The sequence below is a fragment of the Streptomyces sp. NPDC030021 genome (assembly GCF_055574035.1).
In genome coordinates this window covers 245915-268464 of the sequence record NZ_JBVIAH010000001.1, presented here as the reverse complement: position 1 = coordinate 268464, position 22550 = coordinate 245915, and the positions used below count along the sequence as shown (strand labels likewise).

Annotated in this window: 17 protein-coding genes; 10 read left to right on the top strand and 7 right to left on the bottom strand. The window is 71.6% G+C overall.

Annotation, left to right across the window (positions count from 1 at the left end):
• Positions 1 to 61: 61 nt before the first annotated feature.
• Positions 62 to 1276 carry an acetyl-CoA C-acetyltransferase gene (locus tag ACZ4YL_RS01115; RefSeq protein ID WP_030008979.1) on the top strand — a complete coding sequence of 405 codons (1215 nt, stop codon included), beginning with the start codon at positions 62 to 64 and terminating at the stop codon, positions 1274 to 1276.
• A 50-nt stretch (positions 1277 to 1326) separates the two neighbouring features.
• Entirely contained in the window at positions 1327 to 3498 is a 2172-nt protein-coding gene (locus ACZ4YL_RS01110; protein WP_468113133.1) for a 3-hydroxyacyl-CoA dehydrogenase NAD-binding domain-containing protein, read from the top strand.
• Between the two features lie 52 nt (positions 3499 to 3550).
• Here ACZ4YL_RS01110 and ACZ4YL_RS01105 read toward each other — a convergent pair whose 3' ends face one another.
• The 5 genes from ACZ4YL_RS01105 to ACZ4YL_RS01085 all read right to left on the bottom strand — a co-directional run bounded on the left by ACZ4YL_RS01105 (position 3551) and on the right by ACZ4YL_RS01085 (position 9668).
• Positions 3551 to 4219 (bottom strand): maltokinase N-terminal cap-like domain-containing protein, encoded by a 669-nt coding sequence (locus tag ACZ4YL_RS01105; protein WP_468113132.1) that lies wholly within the window; start codon positions 4217 to 4219, stop codon positions 3551 to 3553.
• 23 nt (positions 4220 to 4242) lie between these two features.
• Positions 4243 to 5214, bottom strand: a complete 972-nt coding sequence (locus ACZ4YL_RS01100; protein WP_468113131.1) for an antibiotic biosynthesis monooxygenase — start codon at positions 5212 to 5214, stop codon at positions 4243 to 4245.
• Positions 5211 to 7937 (bottom strand): molybdopterin-dependent oxidoreductase, encoded by a 2727-nt coding sequence (locus ACZ4YL_RS01095; RefSeq protein ID WP_468113130.1) that lies wholly within the window; start codon positions 7935 to 7937, stop codon positions 5211 to 5213. The genes ACZ4YL_RS01100 and ACZ4YL_RS01095 overlap by 4 nt, the downstream gene beginning before the upstream one ends.
• Positions 7934 to 8761, bottom strand: coding sequence for an FAD binding domain-containing protein (locus ACZ4YL_RS01090; protein ID WP_468113129.1), 828 nt, complete (start codon positions 8759 to 8761; stop codon positions 7934 to 7936). The genes ACZ4YL_RS01095 and ACZ4YL_RS01090 overlap by 4 nt, the downstream gene beginning before the upstream one ends.
• 166 nt (positions 8762 to 8927) lie before the next feature.
• Complete coding sequence (locus tag ACZ4YL_RS01085; protein WP_468113128.1) at positions 8928 to 9668, bottom strand: MerR family transcriptional regulator; 741 nt, start codon at positions 9666 to 9668, stop codon at positions 8928 to 8930.
• An 85-nt stretch (positions 9669 to 9753) separates the two neighbouring features.
• Between ACZ4YL_RS01085 and ACZ4YL_RS01080 the strand changes: the two genes are divergently transcribed.
• Positions 9754 to 11595 (top strand): AMP-dependent synthetase/ligase, encoded by a 1842-nt coding sequence (locus tag ACZ4YL_RS01080; RefSeq protein ID WP_468113127.1) that lies wholly within the window; start codon positions 9754 to 9756, stop codon positions 11593 to 11595.
• 62 nt (positions 11596 to 11657) lie between these two features.
• On the opposite strand, the gene sph is transcribed toward ACZ4YL_RS01080, so the two are convergent.
• Positions 11658 to 12647, bottom strand: coding sequence for a sphingomyelin phosphodiesterase (gene sph, locus ACZ4YL_RS01075; protein WP_468113126.1), 990 nt, complete (start codon positions 12645 to 12647; stop codon positions 11658 to 11660).
• Positions 12648 to 12777: 130 nt separating this feature from the next.
• Between sph and ACZ4YL_RS01070 the strand changes: the two genes are divergently transcribed.
• The gene (locus ACZ4YL_RS01070) at positions 12778 to 13674 is read left to right on the top strand and encodes an oxygenase MpaB family protein (RefSeq protein ID WP_468113125.1); all 897 of its coding nucleotides are present in this window, start codon (positions 12778 to 12780) and stop codon (positions 13672 to 13674) included.
• Positions 13675 to 13743: 69 nt separating this feature from the next.
• On the opposite strand, the gene ACZ4YL_RS01065 is transcribed toward ACZ4YL_RS01070, so the two are convergent.
• Entirely contained in the window at positions 13744 to 15291 is a 1548-nt protein-coding gene (locus ACZ4YL_RS01065) for a M1 family metallopeptidase (RefSeq protein WP_468113124.1), read from the bottom strand.
• Positions 15292 to 15702: 411 nt separating this feature from the next.
• Between ACZ4YL_RS01065 and ACZ4YL_RS01060 the strand changes: the two genes are divergently transcribed.
• The 6 genes from ACZ4YL_RS01060 to ACZ4YL_RS01035 all read left to right on the top strand — a co-directional run bounded on the left by ACZ4YL_RS01060 (position 15703) and on the right by ACZ4YL_RS01035 (position 22427).
• Complete coding sequence (locus ACZ4YL_RS01060) at positions 15703 to 16218, top strand: DUF4760 domain-containing protein (RefSeq protein WP_468113123.1); 516 nt, start codon at positions 15703 to 15705, stop codon at positions 16216 to 16218.
• Between the two features lie 71 nt (positions 16219 to 16289).
• Positions 16290 to 17153 carry an SCO6745 family protein gene (locus tag ACZ4YL_RS01055; RefSeq protein ID WP_266377167.1) on the top strand — a complete coding sequence of 288 codons (864 nt, stop codon included), beginning with the start codon at positions 16290 to 16292 and terminating at the stop codon, positions 17151 to 17153.
• A gap of 84 nt (positions 17154 to 17237) precedes the next feature.
• Positions 17238 to 19691 (top strand): Tex family protein, encoded by a 2454-nt coding sequence (locus ACZ4YL_RS01050; protein WP_468113122.1) that lies wholly within the window; start codon positions 17238 to 17240, stop codon positions 19689 to 19691.
• Positions 19692 to 19962: 271 nt separating this feature from the next.
• A complete protein-coding gene (locus ACZ4YL_RS01045) occupies positions 19963 to 20463 on the top strand; it encodes a hypothetical protein (protein WP_468113121.1) in 501 nt (166 codons plus the stop codon).
• Positions 20453 to 21628 (top strand): MAB_1171c family putative transporter, encoded by a 1176-nt coding sequence (locus ACZ4YL_RS01040; RefSeq protein ID WP_468113120.1) that lies wholly within the window; start codon positions 20453 to 20455, stop codon positions 21626 to 21628. The genes ACZ4YL_RS01045 and ACZ4YL_RS01040 overlap by 11 nt, the downstream gene beginning before the upstream one ends.
• Positions 21629 to 21635: 7 nt before the next feature.
• Positions 21636 to 22427: an SDR family NAD(P)-dependent oxidoreductase gene (locus ACZ4YL_RS01035; protein WP_468113119.1), complete on the top strand. Its 792-nt coding sequence runs from the start codon at positions 21636 to 21638 to the stop codon at positions 22425 to 22427.
• Positions 22428 to 22550 lie beyond the last annotated feature (123 nt).

The following is a 22550-nucleotide window of genomic DNA, read 5'->3' as shown; positions in this document are numbered from 1 at the left end:
CCTCTCCCGGACACCTCCCCCTGGACACCTTCCCCTTGGACACTTCCGAAAGGCTTGACCAGTGAGCACCGAAGCTTACGTATACGACGCGATCCGCACCCCGCGCGGCCGCGGCAAGGCCAATGGCGCCCTGCACGGCACCAAGCCGATCGACCTGGTCGTCGGACTCATCGACGCCCTGCGCGAGCGCAACCCCGGCCTGGACCCCGCCACCATCGACGACATCGTGCTCGGCGTCGTCGGCCCGGTCGGCGACCAGGGCTCCGACATCGCCCGTATCGCGGCCATCGCCGCCGGGCTCCCGGACACCGTGGCCGGTGTCCAGGAGAACCGCTTCTGCGCCTCGGGCCTGGAGGCCGTCAACCTGGCCGCCGCGAAGGTCCGCTCCGGCTGGGAGGACCTGGTCCTGGCGGGCGGCGTGGAGTCCATGTCCCGCGTCCCCATGGCCTCCGACGGCGGCGCCTGGTTCGCCGACCCGATGACCAACTGGGACACCGGCTTCGTCCCGCAGGGCATCGGCGCCGACCTGATCGCCACCATCGAGGGCTTCTCCCGGCGCGACGTCGACGAGTACGCGGCCCTGTCGCAGGAGCGCGCCGCCGCGGCCATCAAGGACGGCCGCTTCGCGAAGTCCGTGGTCCCGGTCACCGACCGCAACGGCCTGATCGTCCTGGACCACGACGAGTTCGTCCGCCCCGGCACCACCGCCGACACCCTCGCCAAGCTCAAGCCCTCCTTCGCGGACATCGGCGAGCTCGGCGGCTTCGACGCGGTGGCGCTGCAGAAGTACCACTGGGTCGAGAAGATCGACCACGTCCACCACGCTGGCAACTCCTCCGGCATCGTCGACGGCGCCTCGCTCGTCGCCATCGGCTCCCGCGAGGCGGGGGAGCGCAACGGGCTGACCCCGCGCGCCCGGATCGTCTCGGCGGCCGTCTCCGGCTCCGAGCCCACCATCATGCTCACCGGTCCCGCCCCCGCCACCCGCAAGGCCCTCGCCAAGGCCGGGCTGACCATCGACGACATCGACCTCGTCGAGATCAACGAGGCCTTCGCGGGCGTCGTCCTGCGCTTCGTCAAGGACATGGGCCTGTCCCTCGACAAGGTCAACGTCAACGGCGGCGCCATCGCGCTCGGCCACCCGCTCGGCGCCACCGGCGCGATGATCCTCGGCACGATCGTCGACGAGCTGGAACGCCAGGACAAGCGCTACGGGCTCGTCACCCTCTGCGTCGGCGGCGGCATGGGCGTCGCCACCATCGTCGAACGCCTCTGATCAGCCCTGTTCCCCTGCCCACCGGACCTTCCGAAACGAAAGCAGTGACCATGAGCGAGTCCACCACGATCCGCTGGGAACAGGACGAGACCGGCGTCGTCACCCTGATCCTCGACGACCCCGACCAGTCCGCCAACACGATGAACCAGGCCTTCAAGGACTCGATCGCGGCGATCGCCGACCGCGCCGAGGCCGAGAAGGACTCCATCCGCGGCATCATCTACACCTCCGCCAAGAAGACCTTCTTCGCGGGCGGCGACCTCAAGGACATGATCCGGCTCCGCCCCGAGCACGCGCAGATCGCCTTCGACACCGGCACCGAGATCAAGCGCTCCCTGCGCCGGATCGAGACCCTCGGCAAGCCCGTCGTCGCCGCCGTCAACGGCGCGGCCCTCGGAGGCGGTTACGAGATCTGCCTCGCCTCCCACCACCGCGTCGCCCTCGACGCGCCCGGCTCCAAGATCGGCCTGCCCGAGGTCACCCTCGGCCTGCTTCCGGCCGGTGGCGGTGTCACCCGTACCGTGCGCCTGATGGGCATCGCCGACGCGCTGCTCAAGGTGCTGCTCCAGGGGACCCAGTACACCCCGCAGCGCGCCCTGGAAAACGGCCTGGTGCACGAACTGGCCGCCACCCCCGAGGAGATGCTGGCCAAGGCCCGCGCCTTCATCGACGCGAACCCCGAGTCGAAGCAGCCCTGGGACGTACCCGGTTACAAGATCCCGGGCGGTACGCCGTCCAACGCGCGGTTCGCCGCCAACCTCCCGGCCTTCCCGGCCAACCTGAAGAAGCAGCTGAACGGGGCCCCGTACCCGGCCCCGCGCAACATCCTGGCCTGCGCCGTCGAGGGCTCCCAGGTGGACTTCGAGACCGCCCTGACCATCGAGGCCCGCTACTTCACCGAGCTGGTCACCGGGCAGACCGCGAAGAACATGATCCAGGCGTTCTTCTTCGACCTCCAGGCCGTCAACGCGGGCCGCAGCCGCCCGCAGGGCGTGGAGCCCCGCAAGGTCCGCAAGGTCGCCGTCCTCGGCGCCGGGATGATGGGCGCGGGCATCGCCTACTCCTGCGCCCGCGCGGGCATCGAGGTGGTCCTGAAGGACGTCACCGCCGAGGCCGCCGCCAAGGGCAAGGCGTACTCCGAGAAGCTGCTCGACAAGGCGCTCTCCCGGGGCCGGACCACCGAGGTCAAGCGCGCCGAGTTGCTCGCCCGGATCACCCCGACCGCCGACGCGGCCGACCTCGCGGGCTGCGACGCCGTCATCGAGGCCGTCTTCGAGGACACCTCCCTCAAGCACAAGGTGTTCCAGGAGATCCAGGACGTCATCGAGCCGGACGCGCTGCTGTGCTCCAACACCTCCACGCTGCCCATCACGGGCCTCGCGGAAGGGGTGTCGCGGCCGGCCGACTTCATCGGGCTGCACTTCTTCTCGCCCGTGGACAAGATGCCGCTGGTGGAGATCATCAAGGGGGAGCGGACCGGCGACGAGGCGATCGCCCGCGCCTTCGACCTGGTCCGCCAGATCAACAAGACCCCGATCGTGGTCAACGACTCGCGCGGCTTCTTCACCTCCCGCGTCATCGGCCAGTTCATCAACGAGGGCGTCGCGATGATCGGCGAGGGCGCCGAGCCCGCCTCGATCGAGCAGGCCGCCGCCCAGGCCGGTTACCCGGCCAAGGTGCTCTCGCTGATGGACGAGCTCACCCTCACCCTGCCGCGCAAGATCCGCAACGAGAGCCGCAAGGCCTTCGAGGCCGAGGGCAAGGCGTGGACCGAGCACCCCGCGGACGCGGTCATCGACCGCATGGTGGACGAGTTCGGCCGCCCCGGGCGCAGCGGCGGGGCCGGCTTCTACGAGTACGACGAGTCCGGCAAGCGCGCCCGCATCTGGCCGGGCCTGCGCGAGCACTTCGCCAAGCCGGGGTACGAGATCCCGTTCGAGGACATGAAGGAGCGGATGCTCTTCTCCGAGGCCCTGGACACCGTCCGCTGCCTCGACGAGGGCGTGCTCACCTCGATCGCCGACGCCAACATCGGCTCCATCATGGGCATCGGCTTCCCGGCCTGGACGGGCGGCGTGATCCAGTACATCAACGGCTACGAGGGCGGCCTGGCCGGCTTCGTGGCCCGTGCCCGCGAGCTCGCCGGCACCTACGGCGCGCGCTTCACCCCGCCGGCCTCGCTGATCGCGAAGGCCGAGCGCGGCGAGACCTACGCCGACTGATCCGGTGACGGCCCCGGGCCCGCCCGCGAGCGGGCCCGGGGCGTCCCTCCGATCAGGCCTCGGACACGGCCAGGTGGGCGAACAGCCCGTGCTGCCGGGCGCCGTCCGGCGCGGACCAGCCGGCCAGCACCCGTCGCCCCGCGCCGTCACCCGCGGGACCGGGGCGCAGTACCCGGCACACGGTCAGGGTCGACACGGAACCCTCCTCCATCATCGGGCCCACGGTGACGAGGCTCGCGTCGGCGGTGTCCGTCACGGTCCCGGGGCCGGTCAGGCCCGCCGGCACCCCCGCCCCCTCGGTACGGACCTCGACCGTCGGGTCGGGGGTGTCGCTCTCGCTCTGGGCCTGGGCCGTCGTACGGCCCGCCAGCAGGGCCAGCAACTGCTCGACCAGGACGAAGTCGTGGGCCCCGTCGTAGATCCAGCGACGGCCCAGCACACCGTGCTCGCAGCTGCCGATCAGCCCGTCCTCGGCGCCCTTCAGCGGAGCCCCGCGGTAGGTCAGCGGGACCAGGTAGGTCACCGGCTCGTCCCCGGCGGCGTCGGTGACCACCATGAACTCGATGCCCACCTCTCCCTCGGGGTCGTCGAGCCGGAACCCGCCAGCCCTGGCGAGACCGGTGGTGCCCGTGGCCCCCTGGTACCAGGGCCGCGACGGGAGCCATTCGGCGAGGAGTTCCAGCTTGGTCGGGGTCAGCGTGGTGCGGTGGATGACTGCCATGACACGAAGCTACCCGGCCGCTGTCAGGGCAGCGTCCAGAACACCTCCGTCACGAGGTAGAAGACGACGACCCAAAACAGGAGCAGCGCGGCGACGACGGCGCCGCCGACCAGGTTGGTCCTGGCGGGCGGATCGTCCGGTGAGGGCCACAGCCACCGCCTGAGCAGCCGGTTCACGTAGTGGGGCATCGTGAAGAAGCTCATGATGAAGCTCGACAGCAGGTTGCCCACGAGCAGCCCGAACCAGAGCGGCATGCCCAGCGGATGCAGGGCGAGGCTCAATACCACGACGGTCGGGTAGAGCCCGACCCAGACCGCGACGGCGGTCTTGGTCTCCGAGGGCGGCGGCGCTTCCTTGCCGTTCTCCTCGAAGGCGAACCAACTGCCGAACGAGTTGTCGATCGTGCGCAGTTTGAAGTCGTTGAACTTCTCCCCCTCGGCGAGCACCTCCTGCCGCTTCGCCGACGTCAGCCACGCGTCCAGGTGTTCGGCGTTGTCATAGCGGTACAGGGTGGTCCACTCGTCCTGAATGCCCTCGATGGGGCGGAAGATCTCAGTGCCGCGAAACCCTTCGAACTTGCTCTCCTCCTGGCTCATGTGACGCTGCCACGCGAGGAAGTCGTCGACGTGGTCGGGGTGGACGCGGTGGGTCACCACCACGGTCACGAGCGGGTCCGTCGGCTGCGAGCCACCGCTGATCACCTGCTGGGTCGCGGGACCGTCGAAGTACGGCTCGCCGGCGTCGAGGAGCCGTTGCCGGGTCGCGCCGTTCATCCAGGCCTGCAGGTGGGCCACCGAGTCGAACCGGTAGACGATCACCCAGTCGGGCTGCACGGTGGTCGGCGGGGACACCTGGACGCCGAGGTGTCCGGCGTACCGGGCGGCGGCGGCGTTGACCTCGTCCTGCCACTTCTCGTACTCCCGGTCCATGCCGGGGCGGACCCTGCGGCCGAGGATGACCGTCGCCGCGGCGTCCGTCTGCCGTTCGGCCGTCATCGTCGCGTGCCCGTCCGCGCCGACCGGCTCTCGACGAGCCGGCCGTAGATCCGCTCCGGAGTGAGCGGCAGCTCGCGGTAGCGGACGCCGGTGGCATCGCGGAGCGCGTTCGCCAGCGCGGGGGCCACCGGGTTGATGCAGCACTCCGCCATGCCCTTGGACCGCATGGCCCCGACGGAGTCCGACGAGCCCACCAGGAGCACGTCGGTGCGCGGCACGTCGGCGTAGGTGGGGATGCGGTAGTTGCGGAGGTTCGGGTTGGCCATGACGCCGTCCGCGTCGATCTGGAAGTTCTCGGTCAGCGCGAACCCGATGCCCTGGGCGACACCGCCCTCTACCTGTCCCCGGACCTGTTCCGGGTTGATGAGCACACCGGCGTCGGTCGCCTGGACGCTGTACAGGACACGGATCTCACCCGTCACCTGGTGGACGGCGATGCGGAAGCCCTGCGTATTGGAGGTGATGCTGCGGGGCGAGCCGTACGCCTTGCGGGCGGCCGTGAACCGTATGCCGCGTGCCCGGGCCTCGGCGACGAGCGTGGCCAGCGAGACGCGCTCGTCCCCGCAGACGACGCCGTCGTCGTCCATCGAGCACATCACGACGTGGACGCCCGTCTGTGTGGCGGCGAAGTCCATGATGCGGTCGCGTACCGCGTTGGCCGCCCGGAGGACCGCGTTGCCCGCCACGAAGAGTCCGGCACTCGCGAAGGCGCCGGTGTCGAATCCCGTGCGGTCGGTGTCGGACTGCACCAGGCGGATCCGCGACGGTGTCGTACCCAGCTGGTTGGCCGCGATCTGGACGTGCGCGGTCGAGGTGCCCTCCCCGAATTCCACGGTGCCGACGGCCAGTTCGTACACGAGGTCGTCGCCGAGCGTGAGCCAGGCTTCGGAGACGTGCTCGGTCGGGGGCGCGGTCTCGTGCATGGAACTGGCGACGCCGACCCCGACGACCCATCCGGGGCCGGGGGAGGGCTGGTCGGCCGTACGGGCCAGCTCGCCGGCCACGAGGTCGATGCACTCGCCGAGCCCGTTCTCGTGGAACACCACGTCGTCGGGCCCGTCGTGCAGGGCGACGAGCGGCTCGCCCGGGCGCACGATGTTGCGGCGTCGCAGTTCGAGCGGATCCATGTGCAGGGCGAGGGCCAGTTCGTCCATCGCCGATTCCACGGCGAAGGCAGGCTGGGTCATTCCGTAACCGCGCAGGGCGCCGCTCGGGACGGTGTTCGTGTAGACGGAGAAGGCGTCGTACTTCTTGTTGGGGCAGCGGTAGATCATGACGGCGGAGCCGCCCGCGTACAAGGTCTCGCCGCCGTGGTTGCCGTAGGCGCCCGTGTTCGAAAGATTGCGGACCTGGAAGGCGGTGAGCGTGCCGTCGGCCTTCGCGCCGAGCTTGACCGTCAGCTTCATCGGATGCCGGGGCGAAGCCGTGGTGAACTCCTCCTCGCGCGTGTACTCGAAGCAGACGGGCCGGCCGGTGTCGAGGGCGGCGAGCGCGGCCAGGTCCTCCGAGATGACCTCCTGCTTGCCGCCGAAACCGCCGCCGACGCGCTTGCAGAACACGCGGAGCTGGTCCGGGCGCAGCGCGAACAGGTAGGCCAGCTTGACCTTCGCGATCGACGGGGACTGCGAACTGGTGCGGACGTTCAGCCGCCCGTCCTCCATCCAGGCGATCGAACCGTGGGTCTCCAGGTGTGCGTGCTGTACGCGCGGTGAGAAGTACGTGCCCTCGTGGATCACGTCGGCCGCGGCGAAGCCCGCGTCGACGTCGCCGATGTGCGAGTGGATCTCCAGCAGGAGGTTGTGGACGTAGTCGCGGGCGAACGGATCCTCCGAGCCGTGCAGTTGCGGTGCCCCGTCGGCCATGGCCTTCTCGGGGTCGAAGACCGCCGGCAGCACCTCGTACTCCACGGCCACCTTCCGGCAGCCCTCTTCGGCCGCCCCGACCGTGTCGGCGAGCACCGCGACGACGCGCTGGCCGACGAAGCGGACCGTGCGGTCGAGGATGTAGGTGTCGTCCGGATCGACGAGGTGGTCGGTGTGGATCGCCGTGGTGAAGCGCCTGCGCGGCACGTCCTCCCAGGTGTAGACGCGATGCACGCCGGGCACCGCGAGCGCGGCGGTCTTGTCGATGGAGACGATGCGGGCGTGCGCGTGGGGTGAGCGCAGCACCTTCAGGTGCAGCATCCCTTCCATGTGGGTGTCCATCGTGTACTCGGCGCGACCGGTCACCACGTCGTCGGCCGCCGGCGCACCGACGCTCGTTCCGACGGCCCGTCCCGGCGCGGCCCTCTGCACGCCGGTGACGCCCTTCACCGCGTCCTCGATCGCCCGATAGCCGGTGCAACGGCAGAGATTGCCCTTCAACGCCCGGGGCAGGTCCGCCTTCTGGGCCTCGGTGAACGTCGCCGAGGTCATGATCATCCCTGCGGTGCAGAATCCGCACTGGAATCCCGGGGCGTCCCGGAACCGGCGCTGCGCGGGATGCAGGTCGCCGGGTGATCCGAGACCCTCGATCGTGGTCACCTCATGCCCTTCCGCGCGGAACGCGGGCGTGATGCAGCTGTGGACCGGAGTGCCGTCCAGCCACACGGTGCACGCGCCGCAGTCGCCGGCGTCGCAGCCCTTCTTGACGCCGAAGTGGCCGAGCGCGCGCAGGAAGGTACGCAGACACTGGCCGGGGTCCGGTTCCTCGGAGAAGCTCCTGCCGTTCACGGAGTACGTCATGCCGGGCCCCCAGCCATGAGTTCGTGGCGGATCTCTTCGGCGAAGTGGAGGGTGAGGTGGTGGCGGTGGTCCGGGGTTCCGTTGGGGTCGGCGAACCAGACGTCGGCGGGGATGGCGTTGATGCTCTGCTGCAGGGTGCGGGCATCGGGAACGGTGTCGAAAGCGATGCGCAGCGGGCGCGTGGTGCCGGCGGTGACGGTGAGCAGCAGGTCGCTCCTCCCCGCCGTTTGCGTACCGACGAGGAAGACCGTCGAACGGCCCAGGTGGGTCAGCGTGAAGAGGCGGTGGGCGGTGCGCCCCCGCAGGGCGCGCGCCGGAACACGGATGCGCCGCAGCAGTTCCCCAGGGGCGAGGATGTTCCGGTTGTTCCCGGTCACGAAGTCGAGGGCATCGACTGTGCGCACGGACCCGTCGGGAGCCCACAGCTCGTACTCGGCCTCGAGCGCGACCGTGAGCGTGATCATGGGCCCGGCCGGCAGGGACATGCAGATGTTTCCGCCGACGGTCGCCGAGTTCCAGACCTTGAACGAGGACAGGAACGCCTCGCAGCTCCGCGCGAAGAGGGGGCCCGCGGTCCAGTCGGCCGGGGGCGTGAAGGCGTACAGGTCCCGGATGGTGCACGTGGCGCCGATCTCCAGGCCCGCGCCGCTCGGCACGAGGGGATCCCAGCCCAGGGCGGTCAGGTCGACCAGGCGGCGCAGGCCCGGCTGCTCGGCGGAGAAAAGCCACGTCCCGCCGGCGAGCCATGCGTCGCCCTCGCGCCAGTCGGCGCCCGGCCGGTCGGACGGTCGCCGGACGACTTCGCTGATGGTGTTGAGGTCCATGGAACACCTGCCCGTTACGTGCAGGGGTTGCCGCCACCTTGAGCGGCGGAATCCGCTGGGGCCGCTGGGGCCGACCCGCTCAGGGCACAGGCCGGCGGGCGCAAAGACTCCTTTCCAGCGTACTGAGAACGGGCCTGCCCCGCCAAAGCAGGTCTTCGGTCTGCGGCTATGGCCCGCCGGGTGCCTCGCCGGACACGAACGCCGCCCGCAGTTCCTCCCGTAGCGACCGCTGGAAAGCCGTCACCAGCGCCTGGACCACCATCGGCTGCATGTGCGCCGACAGCGCCTTCATCGACTCCACCCGCTCCGGATCGCTCTCGCCCTCCGTGAACGGCCCCCACACCTCGTCCCGGAACAGCGCCGTCAGCTCGTGCGCCGCCGACCTGGCGTGTTCCATCAGCACCCTGCGCGCCGCCAGGATCGTCTCGTGGGCGATCGGCACGTCGAGCAGTGCGACCCCCAGCCGCAGCAGCCCTATGTCCACCCGGAACCCGTCCCCCGAGGCGGCGAGCACGTTCATCGCCGTAAGCCGCCGGACATCGGTGTCCGACAGGCTCCGCCCCGCCCGCTTCTCCAGCTCCTCCCGCGACACCTCCTGGGCCGCGTCCGGAGCCCAACTGGACACCATCGCGCGGTGGATCGCCAGGTCGTGGGCGCTCAGGTCGTCCGGCAGCGCGTCCAGATAGCGCTCGATGGCGGACAGGGTCATGCCCTGGTGCTGCAGCTCCTCGATCAGTGCCAGCCGGGACAGGTGTTCCGGCCCGTAGTGCCCCACCCGGCGAGGGCCGATCACGGGAGGGGGCAAAAGCCCGCGGGTGCTGTAGAAACGAACGGTGCGCACGGTGACGCCCGCCCTGGCCGCCAGCTCGTCGACGGTGAGCATCGGCTCGGGTGCCTGGTCGGCCATCGTCTGCGCCTCGCTCTCTGCTCCACAGCTTGGGTTCAACAGTATTGCTGTCGCACCAACGATGTGAAACGGCCAGGAGCTGCCCATGACCACGAACCTGCGACTGCCCGGACGACCCGAAGAGATCACCCTGCCGGCCCTGCTGGCCCGCAACGCCGCCGAGTACGGGGAGCTCCCCGCCCTCTCCTGGCGGGCCGGCCCGGACGCCGCCGAGTGGACGACCCTCACCTGGAGCGAGGCGCGCCGCCAGGTCGCCGTCCTCGCCTCCGGATACACCGCCCTCGGCGTCGAGCGCGGCGAACACGTGCTGATGATGATGGGCAACCGCCCCGAGCACTGGCTCAGCGACCTCGCCCTCGTCCACCTCGGCGCCGTGCCCGTCACCGTGTACGGGACCTCCGCGCCCGAGCAGATCGCCCACATCGCCCGCCACAGCCGGGCCCGGATCGCCGTCGTCGAGGGCGCCCGCGAACTCCTGCGGTGGGAGCCGCTGCTGGCGGACCCGGACGTGCCGCTGGAGCGTCTCGTCGTGGCCGAGGCCGCCGAGGCCGGCGGGCACTCCACCTACGGCTCCCTGTACGCCGGCGGGGCCCGGCTCCACCGCGCCGACGCCTTCGAGAAGGCATGGCGCGAGACCCGCCCCGAGGACCCGCTGACCGTCGTCTACACCTCCGGCACCACCGGCGACCCGAAGGGCGTGCGGCTGACCCACCGCAACCTGATGCTCCAGGCGATCCGCCTCGACCGGCACGTGGAACTGCCCGAGCACGCCGAGCACATCTGCTACCTGCCCTTCGCGCACATAGCCGAGCGGGTCCTCGGCATCTACCTGCCCCTGCTGCGGGCCTCGCACGTCCGGCTCTGCGCCGACCCCGCCGCCGTGTCGGGGGCGGTCCGCGAGCTGCACCCGGTGCAGTTCTTCGGCGTACCCCGGGTCTGGGAGAAGCTCGCCGCCTCGGTACGCGCGGTCCTCGCGCAGCTCCCCGAGGCGCAGCGCACGGCCATCGAGGCCGCCAACGACCTGGCCCGCGCCCGGGCCGCCCACCGGGAGCGCGGCGAGGAGGTGCCGGCCGCACTCGAAGCCTCGTACGCCGGGGCCAAGGAACAGGTGCTGGACCCGTTGCTGCGGCTCGCGGGCATGGACCGGCTGATGTGGACGGCCAGCGCCACCGCGCCGATGCCGATCGACGTGGTCCGCTTCTGGGCCGGCTGGGGCATCACCATCATGGACGCCTGGGGGCTCACCGAGACCTCGGGCGTGTGCACGGTCAACAGCCCGGACGGCTTCCGGCTCGGCTCGGTGGGCCGCCCGATCGAGGGGCTGGAGCTGAGGCTGGCCGAGGACGGGGAGATCCTCACCCGCGGGGCGACCGTCTTCGGCGGCTACCTGCGGCCGGACGGCTCGGTGGAGAGCGCCGCGGACACCGAGGGCTGGTTCCCGACGGGGGACATCGGCCGGGTCGACGAGGACGGCTTCCTCTGGCTGACCGACCGCAAGAAGGAACTGATCATCACCTCGAACGGCAAGAACGTCTCGCCCGCCCTGGTGGAGAACACGGTCAAGGAACACCCGCTGATCGGCCAGGCCCTGGTGTACGGCGACGGCCGCTCCTACCTCGTCGCCCTGCTGGTCCTGGACCCGGAACTGGCCCCGGTCTGGGCCGCCGCCCGGGGCATCGAGGCCGCCTCCCCGTCCGAACTCGCCGCGCACCCCGCCGTCCGGGAGGAGATCACCCGCGCGGTGGCGGCGGCCAACGCCCGGCTCAACCGGACCGAGCAGATCAAGCGCTACCGGCTGCTGACCGAGGAGTGGGGCCCCGAGACCGGGGAACTCACCCCCTCGCTCAAGCTCCGCCGCCGCGTGGTCCGCGACAAGTACGGCGCACTGATCGACGGCCTGTATGAGGAGCCCCACGAGACGGCGTGACGGATCGCCCCGGCCCGGTGAGCGGGATCCCCGCTCACCTGACCGGGGCGGTGACGACAGGCCTAGCGTCCGATCAGCGGGTAGTGGTCGGAGAGGTTGGTGTAGGTGTAGGCGGTGCCCCAGCTGGAGACCGTCCAGGGCGCCGACTGCTCCTTGACCACGTTGTTCTCCCAGCCCGCCGGGCGGGCGTTGCCCTTGCGGTAGAGGACGTAGTCCAGGTCCTCGCGCGGGTCGGTCGGGTAGCGGTAGTTCGCTATCGAGTTCAGCGCGGTGTCGAAGGAGTACGGGTGCCCCGTACGGCTGTCGGAGCCGGCGAGGTCGGCGTTCGCGAGCAGGCTCGCGTACTCGGGGGTGCGCGAGTCGACGTTGAGGTCGCCCGCCACGATGACCTGCTCGTTCGCCGGGATGTTCTTCCCGTCCAGGAAGGCGTCCACGGCCCGGAACTGACGGGCGCGCATCTCCGCCGCCTCGCCCGCGCCGCAGCCGGGGTCGGTGGACTGCGCGTGCGTGCCGACCACGTGCACCTTGGTGCCGTTCACGTTCAGGACGACGTAGGCGAAGCCCTTGTTGGACCACCAGTCGGCGCCGCAGGCGTCCTTGTAGACGACCTGCTCCTTGCGGACGATCGGCCACTTGCTCAGGATCGTGACGCCGCCGTCCTCCGGGGTGGTGGCGGAGTACGCGCCGCCCGTGGCGTCCCAGCCGCTCTTGCTGCGGCCGACGACCGGGGTCTGGTACGGGTACTGCGCGGCGGAGTTCGCCTTCAGCGCGTCCGAGGCGCCGTTGTCGAAGGCCTCCTGGAGCACGACCACGTCGTGGCCCTGGTAGAAGGACGCCTTGGGGATCTCGGCGGCCCGGTGGTCCTGGCCCCAGTTCGGGTACAGGTTCTTGCTCATCAGGAACACGTTGTACGACAGGACGCTGAGCCGCGGGGCGGCGGCGGTCTCCGCGGCCGTGGCGGCAGGCGCGGTGGTGGCGGCCAGCGCGCCTGCGGCGACCGCGGCGACGGCCGTGGCGGCGGCGCGGCGCGAGCGGGGCGTGGAAAGCAGCATGAAGGTCTCCGTCATTCCTGCGGGGGAAGATCGACGCCGTCATACAAGCAGCAGCAGTTACCTCTGGGTAACACCCGTGCAGCGACTTTCTGTCCGTGAGACGGCCGTCCGGTGCTCGCATACTTGTCATATGACGAAGACGTACTCGGCACACCCCGCCGGACGTGCGGCCACGCGCCGCACCGACCCCGAGCCGCCCCCGCCCGGCGGGGTGCTGTGGACCATCGCCGGTGACGTCAGGGCCCTGCTGATGCTGCCCGCCGCCTTCACCATGCAGGTCGCCCACCCCGCGATCGCGGCCGGTGTCGACGAGTACTCCGTCTTCCGCACCGACCCCTGGGGCCGCGGCGAGCGCTCCCTGCGCTCGGTCCAGCTGTGGGTGTACGGCGGCGAGGAGGCGGCCGAGGAGGGTCGCCGGGTGCGCCGCCTGCACAAGGACATCCAGGGCACCGACACCCGAGGCCGCCGCTACCACTCCCTCGACCCCGCCTGCTACGCCTGGGTGCACGCCACCGGCTTCCCGGTCTACCTCTACGCCGGGCGCTACCTGCTGCGCCGCTTCACCCCCGCCCAGGAGCGGCAGCTCTACCAGGAGTGGCTCCAGGTGGGGCGGATCCTCGGCCTGCACGACCGGGACATGCCGCAGAGCATCGAGGAGTACTGGACCTACTGGGGCCGGATGCTGGCCGAGGAGATCGAGCCCACCGCCGTCGCCCGTGAGCTGATCTCCACCGAGGTGCGGCTGCCCCGGCCGGAGGCCGGCTCGCCCGCCGCCCGCCTGCTGCTGCGGCTCACCTGGCCGGTGCTGCGGGCCGCGTTCCTGCGCCTGCGGGCCTTCGTCACCGTCGGCTACATGCCGCCCGAGGCGCGCGCCGCGATCGGGCTGGAGTGGAGCCCGGCCCAGGAGCGCAGGCTACGGCGGTTCAGCACGGCCGTACGGATCCTCGTACCGCTGCTGCCGGAGCGGCTGCGGTACCTGCCCATCGCCTACCGGGCGCGAGCCGCGTGGCATGCGGGAGGCCGCTGACTGCCATGGGACACACGGGCCCCCGCCGGATGCGGGAGCCCGTGCGCGGTGCGCGGGGCCGGCGCGGACTCAGTGCCGGTGGCCGGGCCCGGAGCCGTGCTCGGTGTCGTGGATCGTGTCGGTCTCCGCGATCTTCTTCCAGGACCTGGGCTCCGCGGCGGGCTTCGCCGGGGCGGACTGCTGCAGTGAGCGGGCCGCGGGTTTGGCCGCCGACGGGTTGAGGGCCGAGGCCTCCGGCTTGCCCGGGGTGTAGAGCCAGGTCTCGAAGAGCTGCGCGAGGGGCTTCTTCGAGACCTTCTCGGCGTACCGGACGAAGTCCCCGACCTTGGCGTTGCCGTAGGCCCGCTCGGTCGGCCAGCCCTTGAGGATCTCGAAGAACTTCTCGTCGCCGATCTCGTTGCGCAGCGCCTGCAGGGCGATGGCCCCGCGGTCGTAGACAGCGCCGTGGAACTGGTTCTCCGGACCCGGGTCACCCGGCTTGACCTGCCAGAACGCGTCCTCGGCCGGGCGCAGGGCATAGGCCCAGTCGGCCAGCTCCTGCGCCGTGCCCTCGCCCTCCTTCTCCGACCACAGCCACTGGCTGTAGCGGGCGAAGCCCTCGTTGATCCAGATGTCCTTCCAGCCCTCGACGGACACGCTGTCGCCGTACCACTGGTGCGCCAGCTCGTGCACGACCACCGAGACGTTGGCCCCGCCCCGGAACTGCCCCGGGCCGTAGAACGGCCGCGTCTGGGTCTCCAGCGCGAAGCCGGCGGTCACGTTCGGCACGTAGCCGCCCAGCGCGTTGAAGGGGTACGGCCCGAAGACCCCCTCCAGCCACTCGGCGACCTCGCCGGTACGCTCCACGCTCGCGCGGGCCGCGCCCGCGTTGTCGCCGAGGTCCTTGCTGTACGCGTTGAGGATCGGCAGCCCGCTCGCCGTCTTGTCGGTGGTGATGTCGAACTTGCCGACGGCGAGGGTGGCGAGGTAGGTCGCCTGCGGCTTGTTGGAACGCCAGTTGTACCGGGTCCAGCCGAGCCGCGAGGTCTGGGACTGCAGCACGCCGTTGCTGATCGCCTGGGTGCCGTCGGGCACGTTGATCGAGACGTCGAAGGTGGCCTTGTCCAGCGGGTGGTCGTTGCTCGGGAACCACCAGACCGCCGAGTCGGGCTCCTGCGCCGCGACCCCGCCGTCGGGCGTGCGCTGCCAGGCTGTCCAGCCGTCCACCTTCAGCTCGGAGGGCTTCCCGGCGTACTTGACGACGACGGACAGCGGGGTGTTGCGCGCCAGCGGCTTCGCCGGGGTGACCTCCAGCTCGTGGGAGCCGGACGTGGCGAACTTCGCCTTGACCCCGTTGACCCGGATCTCGCTGACCTGGAGGCCGAAGTCCAGGTTGAAGCGGGACAGGTCCTGCTTGGCGGTGGCCAGCAGGGTGGCCGTGCCTTCCAGCAGGTCCGTCTTCGGCTGGTACTGCAGGCGCAGGTCGTAGTGCGACACGTCGTATCCGCCGTTGCCGCTGGCCGGGTAGTAGGGATCGCCGATACCCGGGGCGCCCGAACCCGAACCCGCCGCCGACGCCGGGATCACCAGCAGGAGGGAAGCGGCGAGCACGCTCGGGGCGATGACTTTGCGGTGCACGAATGGCTCCAAGTGGTAGGGGAGACAGATCGGTTCACAGAGTGGTCCAAGGCCTTGTGGCTCGACCGTATTCACCCTTGACCGCTCAGGTCATGTCCATGGCCCCTGCTGTCACACGATCGCCATTCGGCCGTCACGCGGACGCGCGCGGGACGGTGCCGCGGCCGACCGCGGGGGTACGGCCCGCCCCGGCACACCCGCTCCGGCCTGCGCTCCGACCGTCCGGAGCCCCGGTCCCGACGCCGCCGCCGAACGCCCGGCCCCGCCCGCGGGAACGTCCGGATCGACACGACGCCCCCTTGCCGCACACCCGCCCCTGCGGGCGCGCGGTCGCCCCCGCGCCCGGTCGGCGGTGTGGGGCGACCCCGAGCGGGGAACGGGGGATCGTGAGTGTCGGCCGGAGGGGGCTAAATGGAGATCGCGGCGTTGGCGGTGTCATTGGTGGCGCTCGGAATATCGGGCGCGGTGTCGTGGCGACAGCTGCGGCTCACGGAGCATGCCAACACGCTGCCCGTGGTGGTGGACCTGTTCAGAGAACACCGCAGCGTACGGCTGGCAAGGGCGCGCAGCTTCGTGTATGAGGAACTGCCCGCCTGCGACCTGTCGCTGGGGCTGGCAGGCCTTCCCGTCGAAGGGCAGGAACTCGTCCGCGAACTGGCTTGGTACTACGACAACCTCGGGGCTCTCGTGACGCACGGCGTGGTGGAGATCGAGCCCGTCTCCGGATACCTGGGCGGATCGGTGATCACGGTGTGGGAGAAGATGGAGCCGCTGGTGGCGGTGGAGCGGGCCCGGCGCGCACAGAACTCCCTGCCGGACCCCAACCGGTGGCAGGAGTATTTCGAGAACCTCTACCACCTCGTCCGGGAGGTGCCCGCCGAGCAGGCGCGGGCGGGGAGCCGGTCATGGCGGCTGCCCGGCCGTTGACACACCCCCTGCTCGACGGGCCCCAGGGGCAGCCCTGTCCGGCGTACCGAATAGTCGGTACCGTGCCGCGCATGACCCTTCATCCGCTCGCCGCGCGACGCTGCTGGCACGCCGCCGTCAACCCGCTGCACGCCACCGTCTACTTCTCGCCGGAGATCGCCTCGGAGTTCGCCGCCCTCGGGATAGCCGACCCCGTCGCCGTCAACCTGGCGCACCGCTCCGCCGCGATGGGTGCCGTCGGGGCCGGCGCGGTCACCGCCACCTTCTACAACTACCGGCACGACCTCGTCGCCCGGCACCTGCCCGCCGTCTGGGACACCGTCGCCCCCGAGCAGGCCCTCGCCGCCCGGCTGCGCGCCGCCGACGCCGCCCTGACCCGGCTCCTCGGCGCCGAGACCGTGAAGTCCCCGGAGGTGGCCGAGGCCGCCGACCTCGCGATGCGGGCCACCGAGGGCTGTACCCGGCACGCCCGCACCCTGTACGCGGCCCACGCCGACCTCCCCGTACCCGAGGAGCCGCACCTGCGGCTGTGGCACGCCACCACCCTGCTGCGCGAGCACCGCGGCGACGGACACCTCGCCGCCCTGCTCCTCGCGGGCCTGGACCCGGTGGAGGCTCTGGTCAGCCACACCGCCACCGGCAAGGGCATGACCCCGAAGTGGCTCAAGGCCATGCGCGGCTGGACGCAGGACGACCTCGACGCCGCGGCCGGCAGGCTGCGCGAGCGCGGCGTCCTCGACGCCGCCGGCGAGCTGACCGAGGAGGGCACGGCCCTGCGCGAGCGACTGGAGAGCGACACCGACCGCCTCGACGCCGCGCCCTACGAGCACCTCGGCGCGGACGGCCTGGCCCGCCTCACCGAGCTCGGCGGCGCCCTCGTCCTCAAGGCCGTGACCGCCGGGGCCTTCCCGAGGGACCTCATGGGCAGGGCCTGACGGGCAGGGTTCCCGCCGTCCGCCACCGCCACCTGCCACAATTGGCAGCCTTCCAGTGCAAACGAAGGCAGGCGGGACCCGATCGTGACGACGTCCATCGAAGGCAGGATCGCCGAGGAGCTCGGCGTACGGGAGCGGCAGGTCAAGGCCGCCGTCGAGCTCCTCGACGGCGGCTCCACCGTGCCGTTCATCGCGCGCTACCGCAAGGAAGCGACCGAGATGCTCGACGACGCCCAGCTGCGCACCCTTGAGGAGCGGCTGCGGTATCTGCGGGAGCTGGAGGACCGCCGCGCGGCGGTCCTGGACTCCGTACGGGAGCAGGGCAAGCTCACCGACGAACTGGCGGCGCGGATCGCCGCGGCCGACACCAAGGCCCGGCTGGAGGACATCTACCTGCCCTTCAAGCCCAAGCGGCGCACCAAGGCGCAGATCGCCCGCGAGGCCGGCCTGGAGCCGCTCGCCGAGGGCCTGCTGGCCGACCCCTCGGTGGAACCGGCAGCCGCCGCGGCCGCGTTCGTCGACGCCGACAAGGGCGTCGCCGACCCGGCGGCCGCCCTGGAGGGCGCCCGATCCATCCTCACCGAGCGGTTCGGCGAGGACGCCGACCTGATCGGTGAGCTGCGCGAGCGCATGTGGGGCCGCGGCCGGCTCGCGGCGAAGGTCCGTGAGGGCAAGGAGGAGGCGGGCGCCAAGTTCGCCGACTACTTCGACTTCGCCGAGCCCTTCACCGCGCTGCCCTCGCACCGCGTCCTCGCCATGCTGCGCGGCGAGAAGGAGGACGTCCTCGACCTCACCCTGGAGCCGGAGGAGCCTGGCGAGGTCCCCGGCCCGTCCACGTACGAGGGCATGATCGCCCGCCGCTTCGGCGTCGGCGACCGCGGCCGTCCCGGCGACAAGTGGCTGGCCGACACCGTCCGCTGGGCCTGGCGTACGAAGATCCAGGTGCACCTCGGCATCGACCTGCGGATGCGGCTGCGCCAGGCCGCCGAGGACGAGGCGGTACGGGTCTTCGCGTCGAACCTGCGCGACCTGCTGCTCGCGGCGCCCGCCGGCACCCGGGCGACGCTCGGCCTGGACCCGGGCTTCCGTACCGGCGTGAAGGTCGCCGTCGTGGACGCGACCGGCAAGGTCGTGGCCACGGACGTGATCTACCCGCACGTGCCCGCGAACAAGTGGGACGAGTCCCTCGCCAAGCTCGCCCGGCTGGCGAAGGAGCACGCCGTCGAGCTGGTCGCCATCGGCAACGGCACGGCCTCCCGCGAGACCGACAAGCTGGCCGGGGACCTCATCACGCGCCACCCGGAGCTGACGCTCACCAAGGTGATGGTCTCGGAGGCGGGCGCCTCCGTGTACTCGGCCTCCGCCTTCGCCTCGCAGGAACTGCCGGACATGGACGTGTCGCTGCGCGGCGCGGTCTCCATCGCCCGCCGCCTGCAGGACCCGCTCGCCGAGCTCGTCAAGATCGACCCCAAGTCGATCGGCGTCGGCCAGTACCAGCACGACCTGTCCGAGGTGAAGCTCTCGCGCTCGCTCGACGCGGTCGTCGAGGACTGTGTGAACGGCGTCGGCGTGGACGTCAACACCGCCTCCGCGCCCCTGCTTTCGCGGGTGTCGGGCATCAGCGGCGGCCTCGCCGAGAACATCGTGGCCCACCGCGACGCCAACGGCCCCTTCCGCAGCCGCAAGGGGCTGAAGGACGTGGCCCGGCTCGGCCCGAAGGCGTACGAGCAGTGCGCGGGCTTCCTGCGGATCCGCGGCGGGGACGACCCGCTGGACTTCTCCAGCGTGCACCCCGAGGCCTACCCGGTGGTCCGGGGCATGGCCAAGACGGCGGGCAGCGAGGTGGCGGCCCTGATCGGCAACTCCGGCGTGCTGCGCTCGCTGCGGCCCGAGCAGTTCGTCACCGAGGCCTTCGGTCTGCCCACCGTCACGGACATCCTGCGCGAGCTGGAGAAGCCGGGCCGTGACCCGCGTCCCGCCTTCAAGACGGCCACCTTCAAGGAGGGCGTCGAGAAGATCGGCGACCTGGCCCCCGGGATGATCCTGGAGGGCGTGGTCACCAACGTGGCCGCCTTCGGCGCCTTCATCGACATCGGCGTCCACCAGGACGGGCTGGCCCACGTCTCGGCGCTGTCGAAGAACTTCGTCAAGGACCCCCGGGACGTGGTCAAGCCGGGCGACATCGTCCGTGTGAAGGTCATGGACGTGGACATCCCGCGCAAGCGGATCTCGCTGACCCTGCGGCTGGAGGACGAGGCCGGGGCGGAGCGCGGCGCGGGCGCTCCCCGCCAGCGCGAGGACCGGCGGGGCGGCGGCGGTGGCGGCGGCGGCCGTCCGCCGCAGCAGCGCGGCGGGTCCGGTACCCGCGAGGGCGGCCGCAACCAGGGCCAGGGCGAACGCGGCCAGGCCGGTCAGGGCGAACGCGGCCAGGGCCGTCGGCAGGGCGGCGGCAGCGCCCCCGCCCCCGCCAACAGCGCGATGGCCGACGCCCTGCGCCGTGCGGGCCTCACCGCCCCCGAGGAGCGCCGCAAGAAGTAGGAGCCGTCAAGGGTGTCTTGCAGCCACCCGGCGCGTGTCGGTCTTCGTGCGGAGTGGCTGAATACCTTCCCCACCTGGGGACTTGCCTTGCCAACTCCCGTACAAGATCTGTAGGCATGGTGGAACGCCCGTTCGTCACTCGGCGGACGGGCTTCCGCGTTTTCCCCTCAGGACCGCATTCCCCGAGGCCGCCTCGAAGGCACAGGACGTCATGCCCATGCCCACACACGCCTACCACCGTTGCCCCGGAAAGGGTCCGAAGAGGGATCACATGCCCCACCGGCAACTCAGCATCCGCAAGAGGTGCGAGCAGATTCTCGGCCATCTGGATCTGACCCACCCCTTCTCCCTCGACGACCTGTGCCGACGGATAGCCGAGCGGCGCGGCCGCCCCATCCGGCTCCATCCGCTCCCCAAGGAAGCGGCGGAGTCCGGAGTCTGCGGACTGTGGGTGGGTACGGCCAGCGTCGACTACGTCTTCTACGAGGCGCAGACCACCCCGCTGCACCGGGAGCACATCGTCCTCCACGAGCTGGGCCACATCCTGTTCGGCCACCACTCCCTCGAAGGGGAGGAGACCGACGGGAACGCCCCCGTGGTGCTCGGGCGCACCAACTACACCACCCGGCAGGAGCAGGAGGCGGAGATGCTCGCCAGCATGATCCGCATCCGCACGGCGAACGCCGGCCCGCGGTCCGCGAACGGCGCGCGCGGCACCCTGGCCCGGCTGGAGTCCGCCATGGGATACGAGCGGGGCAACGATGGCCGCTGACCTGACCGCCTTCGGCAACTGGCTCGCCGTCCCCAGCGTGGTGTGCCTGTGGATCGCCGTCCTGCTCCGCGCCCCCGGAGCCCTGCGCTCCCCCCAGCAGCGCGGCCTGTGGCTGGCCGTCGCCACCGCCGCCGCCGCGATGACCCTCAACCTCCCGGACGTCGTCTCGTACGCGATGAGCCAGGGCCCGGGCTACGCCCACACCATCGGCCTCGTCCGCAACCTCATCGGGGTGCTGTCGGCCGGCGCCGTCCTCTACTTCGTGGCCGCCACCACCCGCGGCCGCCGGCTCCAGCTCACCGCCTGCGTCGCCACCGTGGCCTGGCTCGGCGCCCTCCTCGCCCTGGACGCGGCCGCGCCCGGCCACGGCACGCACACCATGCCGCCGGCCGGCGACCCGGTGCCCTCCCTCGCGTACTGGCTCGTGCTGATCTCCGCGCACGTGACCGCCAACATCGTCTGCGTGGCCCTGTGCTCGCGCTACAGCCGCCGTACCGAGAGCCGGGGCCTGGCCGCCGGGCTGCGGCTCTTCGGCCTCGGCACCGCGCTCGCCGGACTGTTCTGGCTGGCGTACCTGCTCAAGGCCCTGTTCGGCAGCACCTGGGCGATGCCCGCCCTCCCGCTGCTCATGAACCTGCACGGCCTGCTGCGCGCCGCAGCGATCCTCGTGCCCACCCTGTTCACCCTCCGGCGCACCTGCGCCGACATCGCCACCGCCTGGCGGCTGTGGCCGCTGTGGCGCGACCTGGTGGAAGCGGTGCCGCACGTGGCGCTCAACAAGCCGCGCGCCTGGCGGGTGATGGAGCTGCTGTGGCCGCCGGTGCCTCGCAACCTGCTCGTGTACCGCAAGGTCATCGAGACGCGCGACGCGATCCTGATCCTGGGCGAGTACGTGGCCCCGGGCGCCCTGGAACAGGCCCGCGGCCAGGTCACCGGACACGGGGTCCCCGAGCAGCGGGCCACCGCCGCCGCGCTGGCCCGCGTACTGAAGGAGGCCCGGCAGGCCAAGCTCGACGGAGCGCCCGGGCAGCCGGGCGAGGCGGCCGCGCTGGAACTGCCCGCCGCGATCCACACCTCGCATGAGGGCGGGGACCTGGCGGACGAGGCCCGGTTCCTCGTCGACGTCGCCCAGGCGTACGCCGTGCCCGCCACCACAAGGAAGTGAAAGAGTCTTGACCACCGTACTGATCACCGGCGCCAGTGCCGGCCTGGGCGCGGCCTTCGCCCGCGGCTTCGCCGCAAAGGGCTGCGACCTGGTCCTCGTCGCCCGCGACAAGGACCGGCTCGACGCCGTCGCCGCCGGACTGGCCCGGGAGTACGGCACCGCGTCCGAGGTACTGCCCGCCGACCTGCTGGACCCGGCCGACTGCGCGGCCGTCACGGAGCGGCTCGCCGACCCGGTGCGGCCCGTGGACATCCTGGTCAACAATGCGGGCTTCGGGCTGCCCGCACCCTTCCCGTACAGCCCGGTCGAGGACGAGGAACGGATGCTCGACCTGCTGGTCAAGGTCCCGCTGCGGCTCACCCACGCCGTACTGCCGGGCCTGCGCGCACGCCGCCGGGGCGCGGTCCTCAACGTCTCCTCGGTGGCCGGACTCCTGCCGACCGGGACCTACGGGGCCGCCAAGGCCTGGATCACCGCCTTCAGCGAGTCGCTGCGGGTGGACATGGCGCCGTACGGGGTCCGGGTGCTCGCCGTGGTCCCCGGCTTCACCCGCACCGAGTTCCAGGAGCGCGCCGGGATGGACGTCAGCGCGCTGCGCGACGCGGTCTGGCTGGAGCCGGAGGCCGTGGTGGCGCAGGCCCTGAAGGACCTCGCCCTGCGCCGCCCGGTCAGCATCACCGGCCGCCGCTACCAGGCGTACGCCCTGGCGGCCCGGCACCTCCCGCGTACCTTCGTGGCCCGCAGAATGGCCCGCACCCGCCGGGCCCCGGCCGACCGGCCGGGGCCCGGCGGGCGCTGAGGCTGTCGCGGCAGCCCCGTGGGGGGGGGGGGGGGAGGGGGGAGGGGGGGGGGGGGGGGGGGGGGGGGGGAAACAGGGGTCATGGGCGGGGGAGGGATAGATACCTGGGCGGTCGGGGGGATC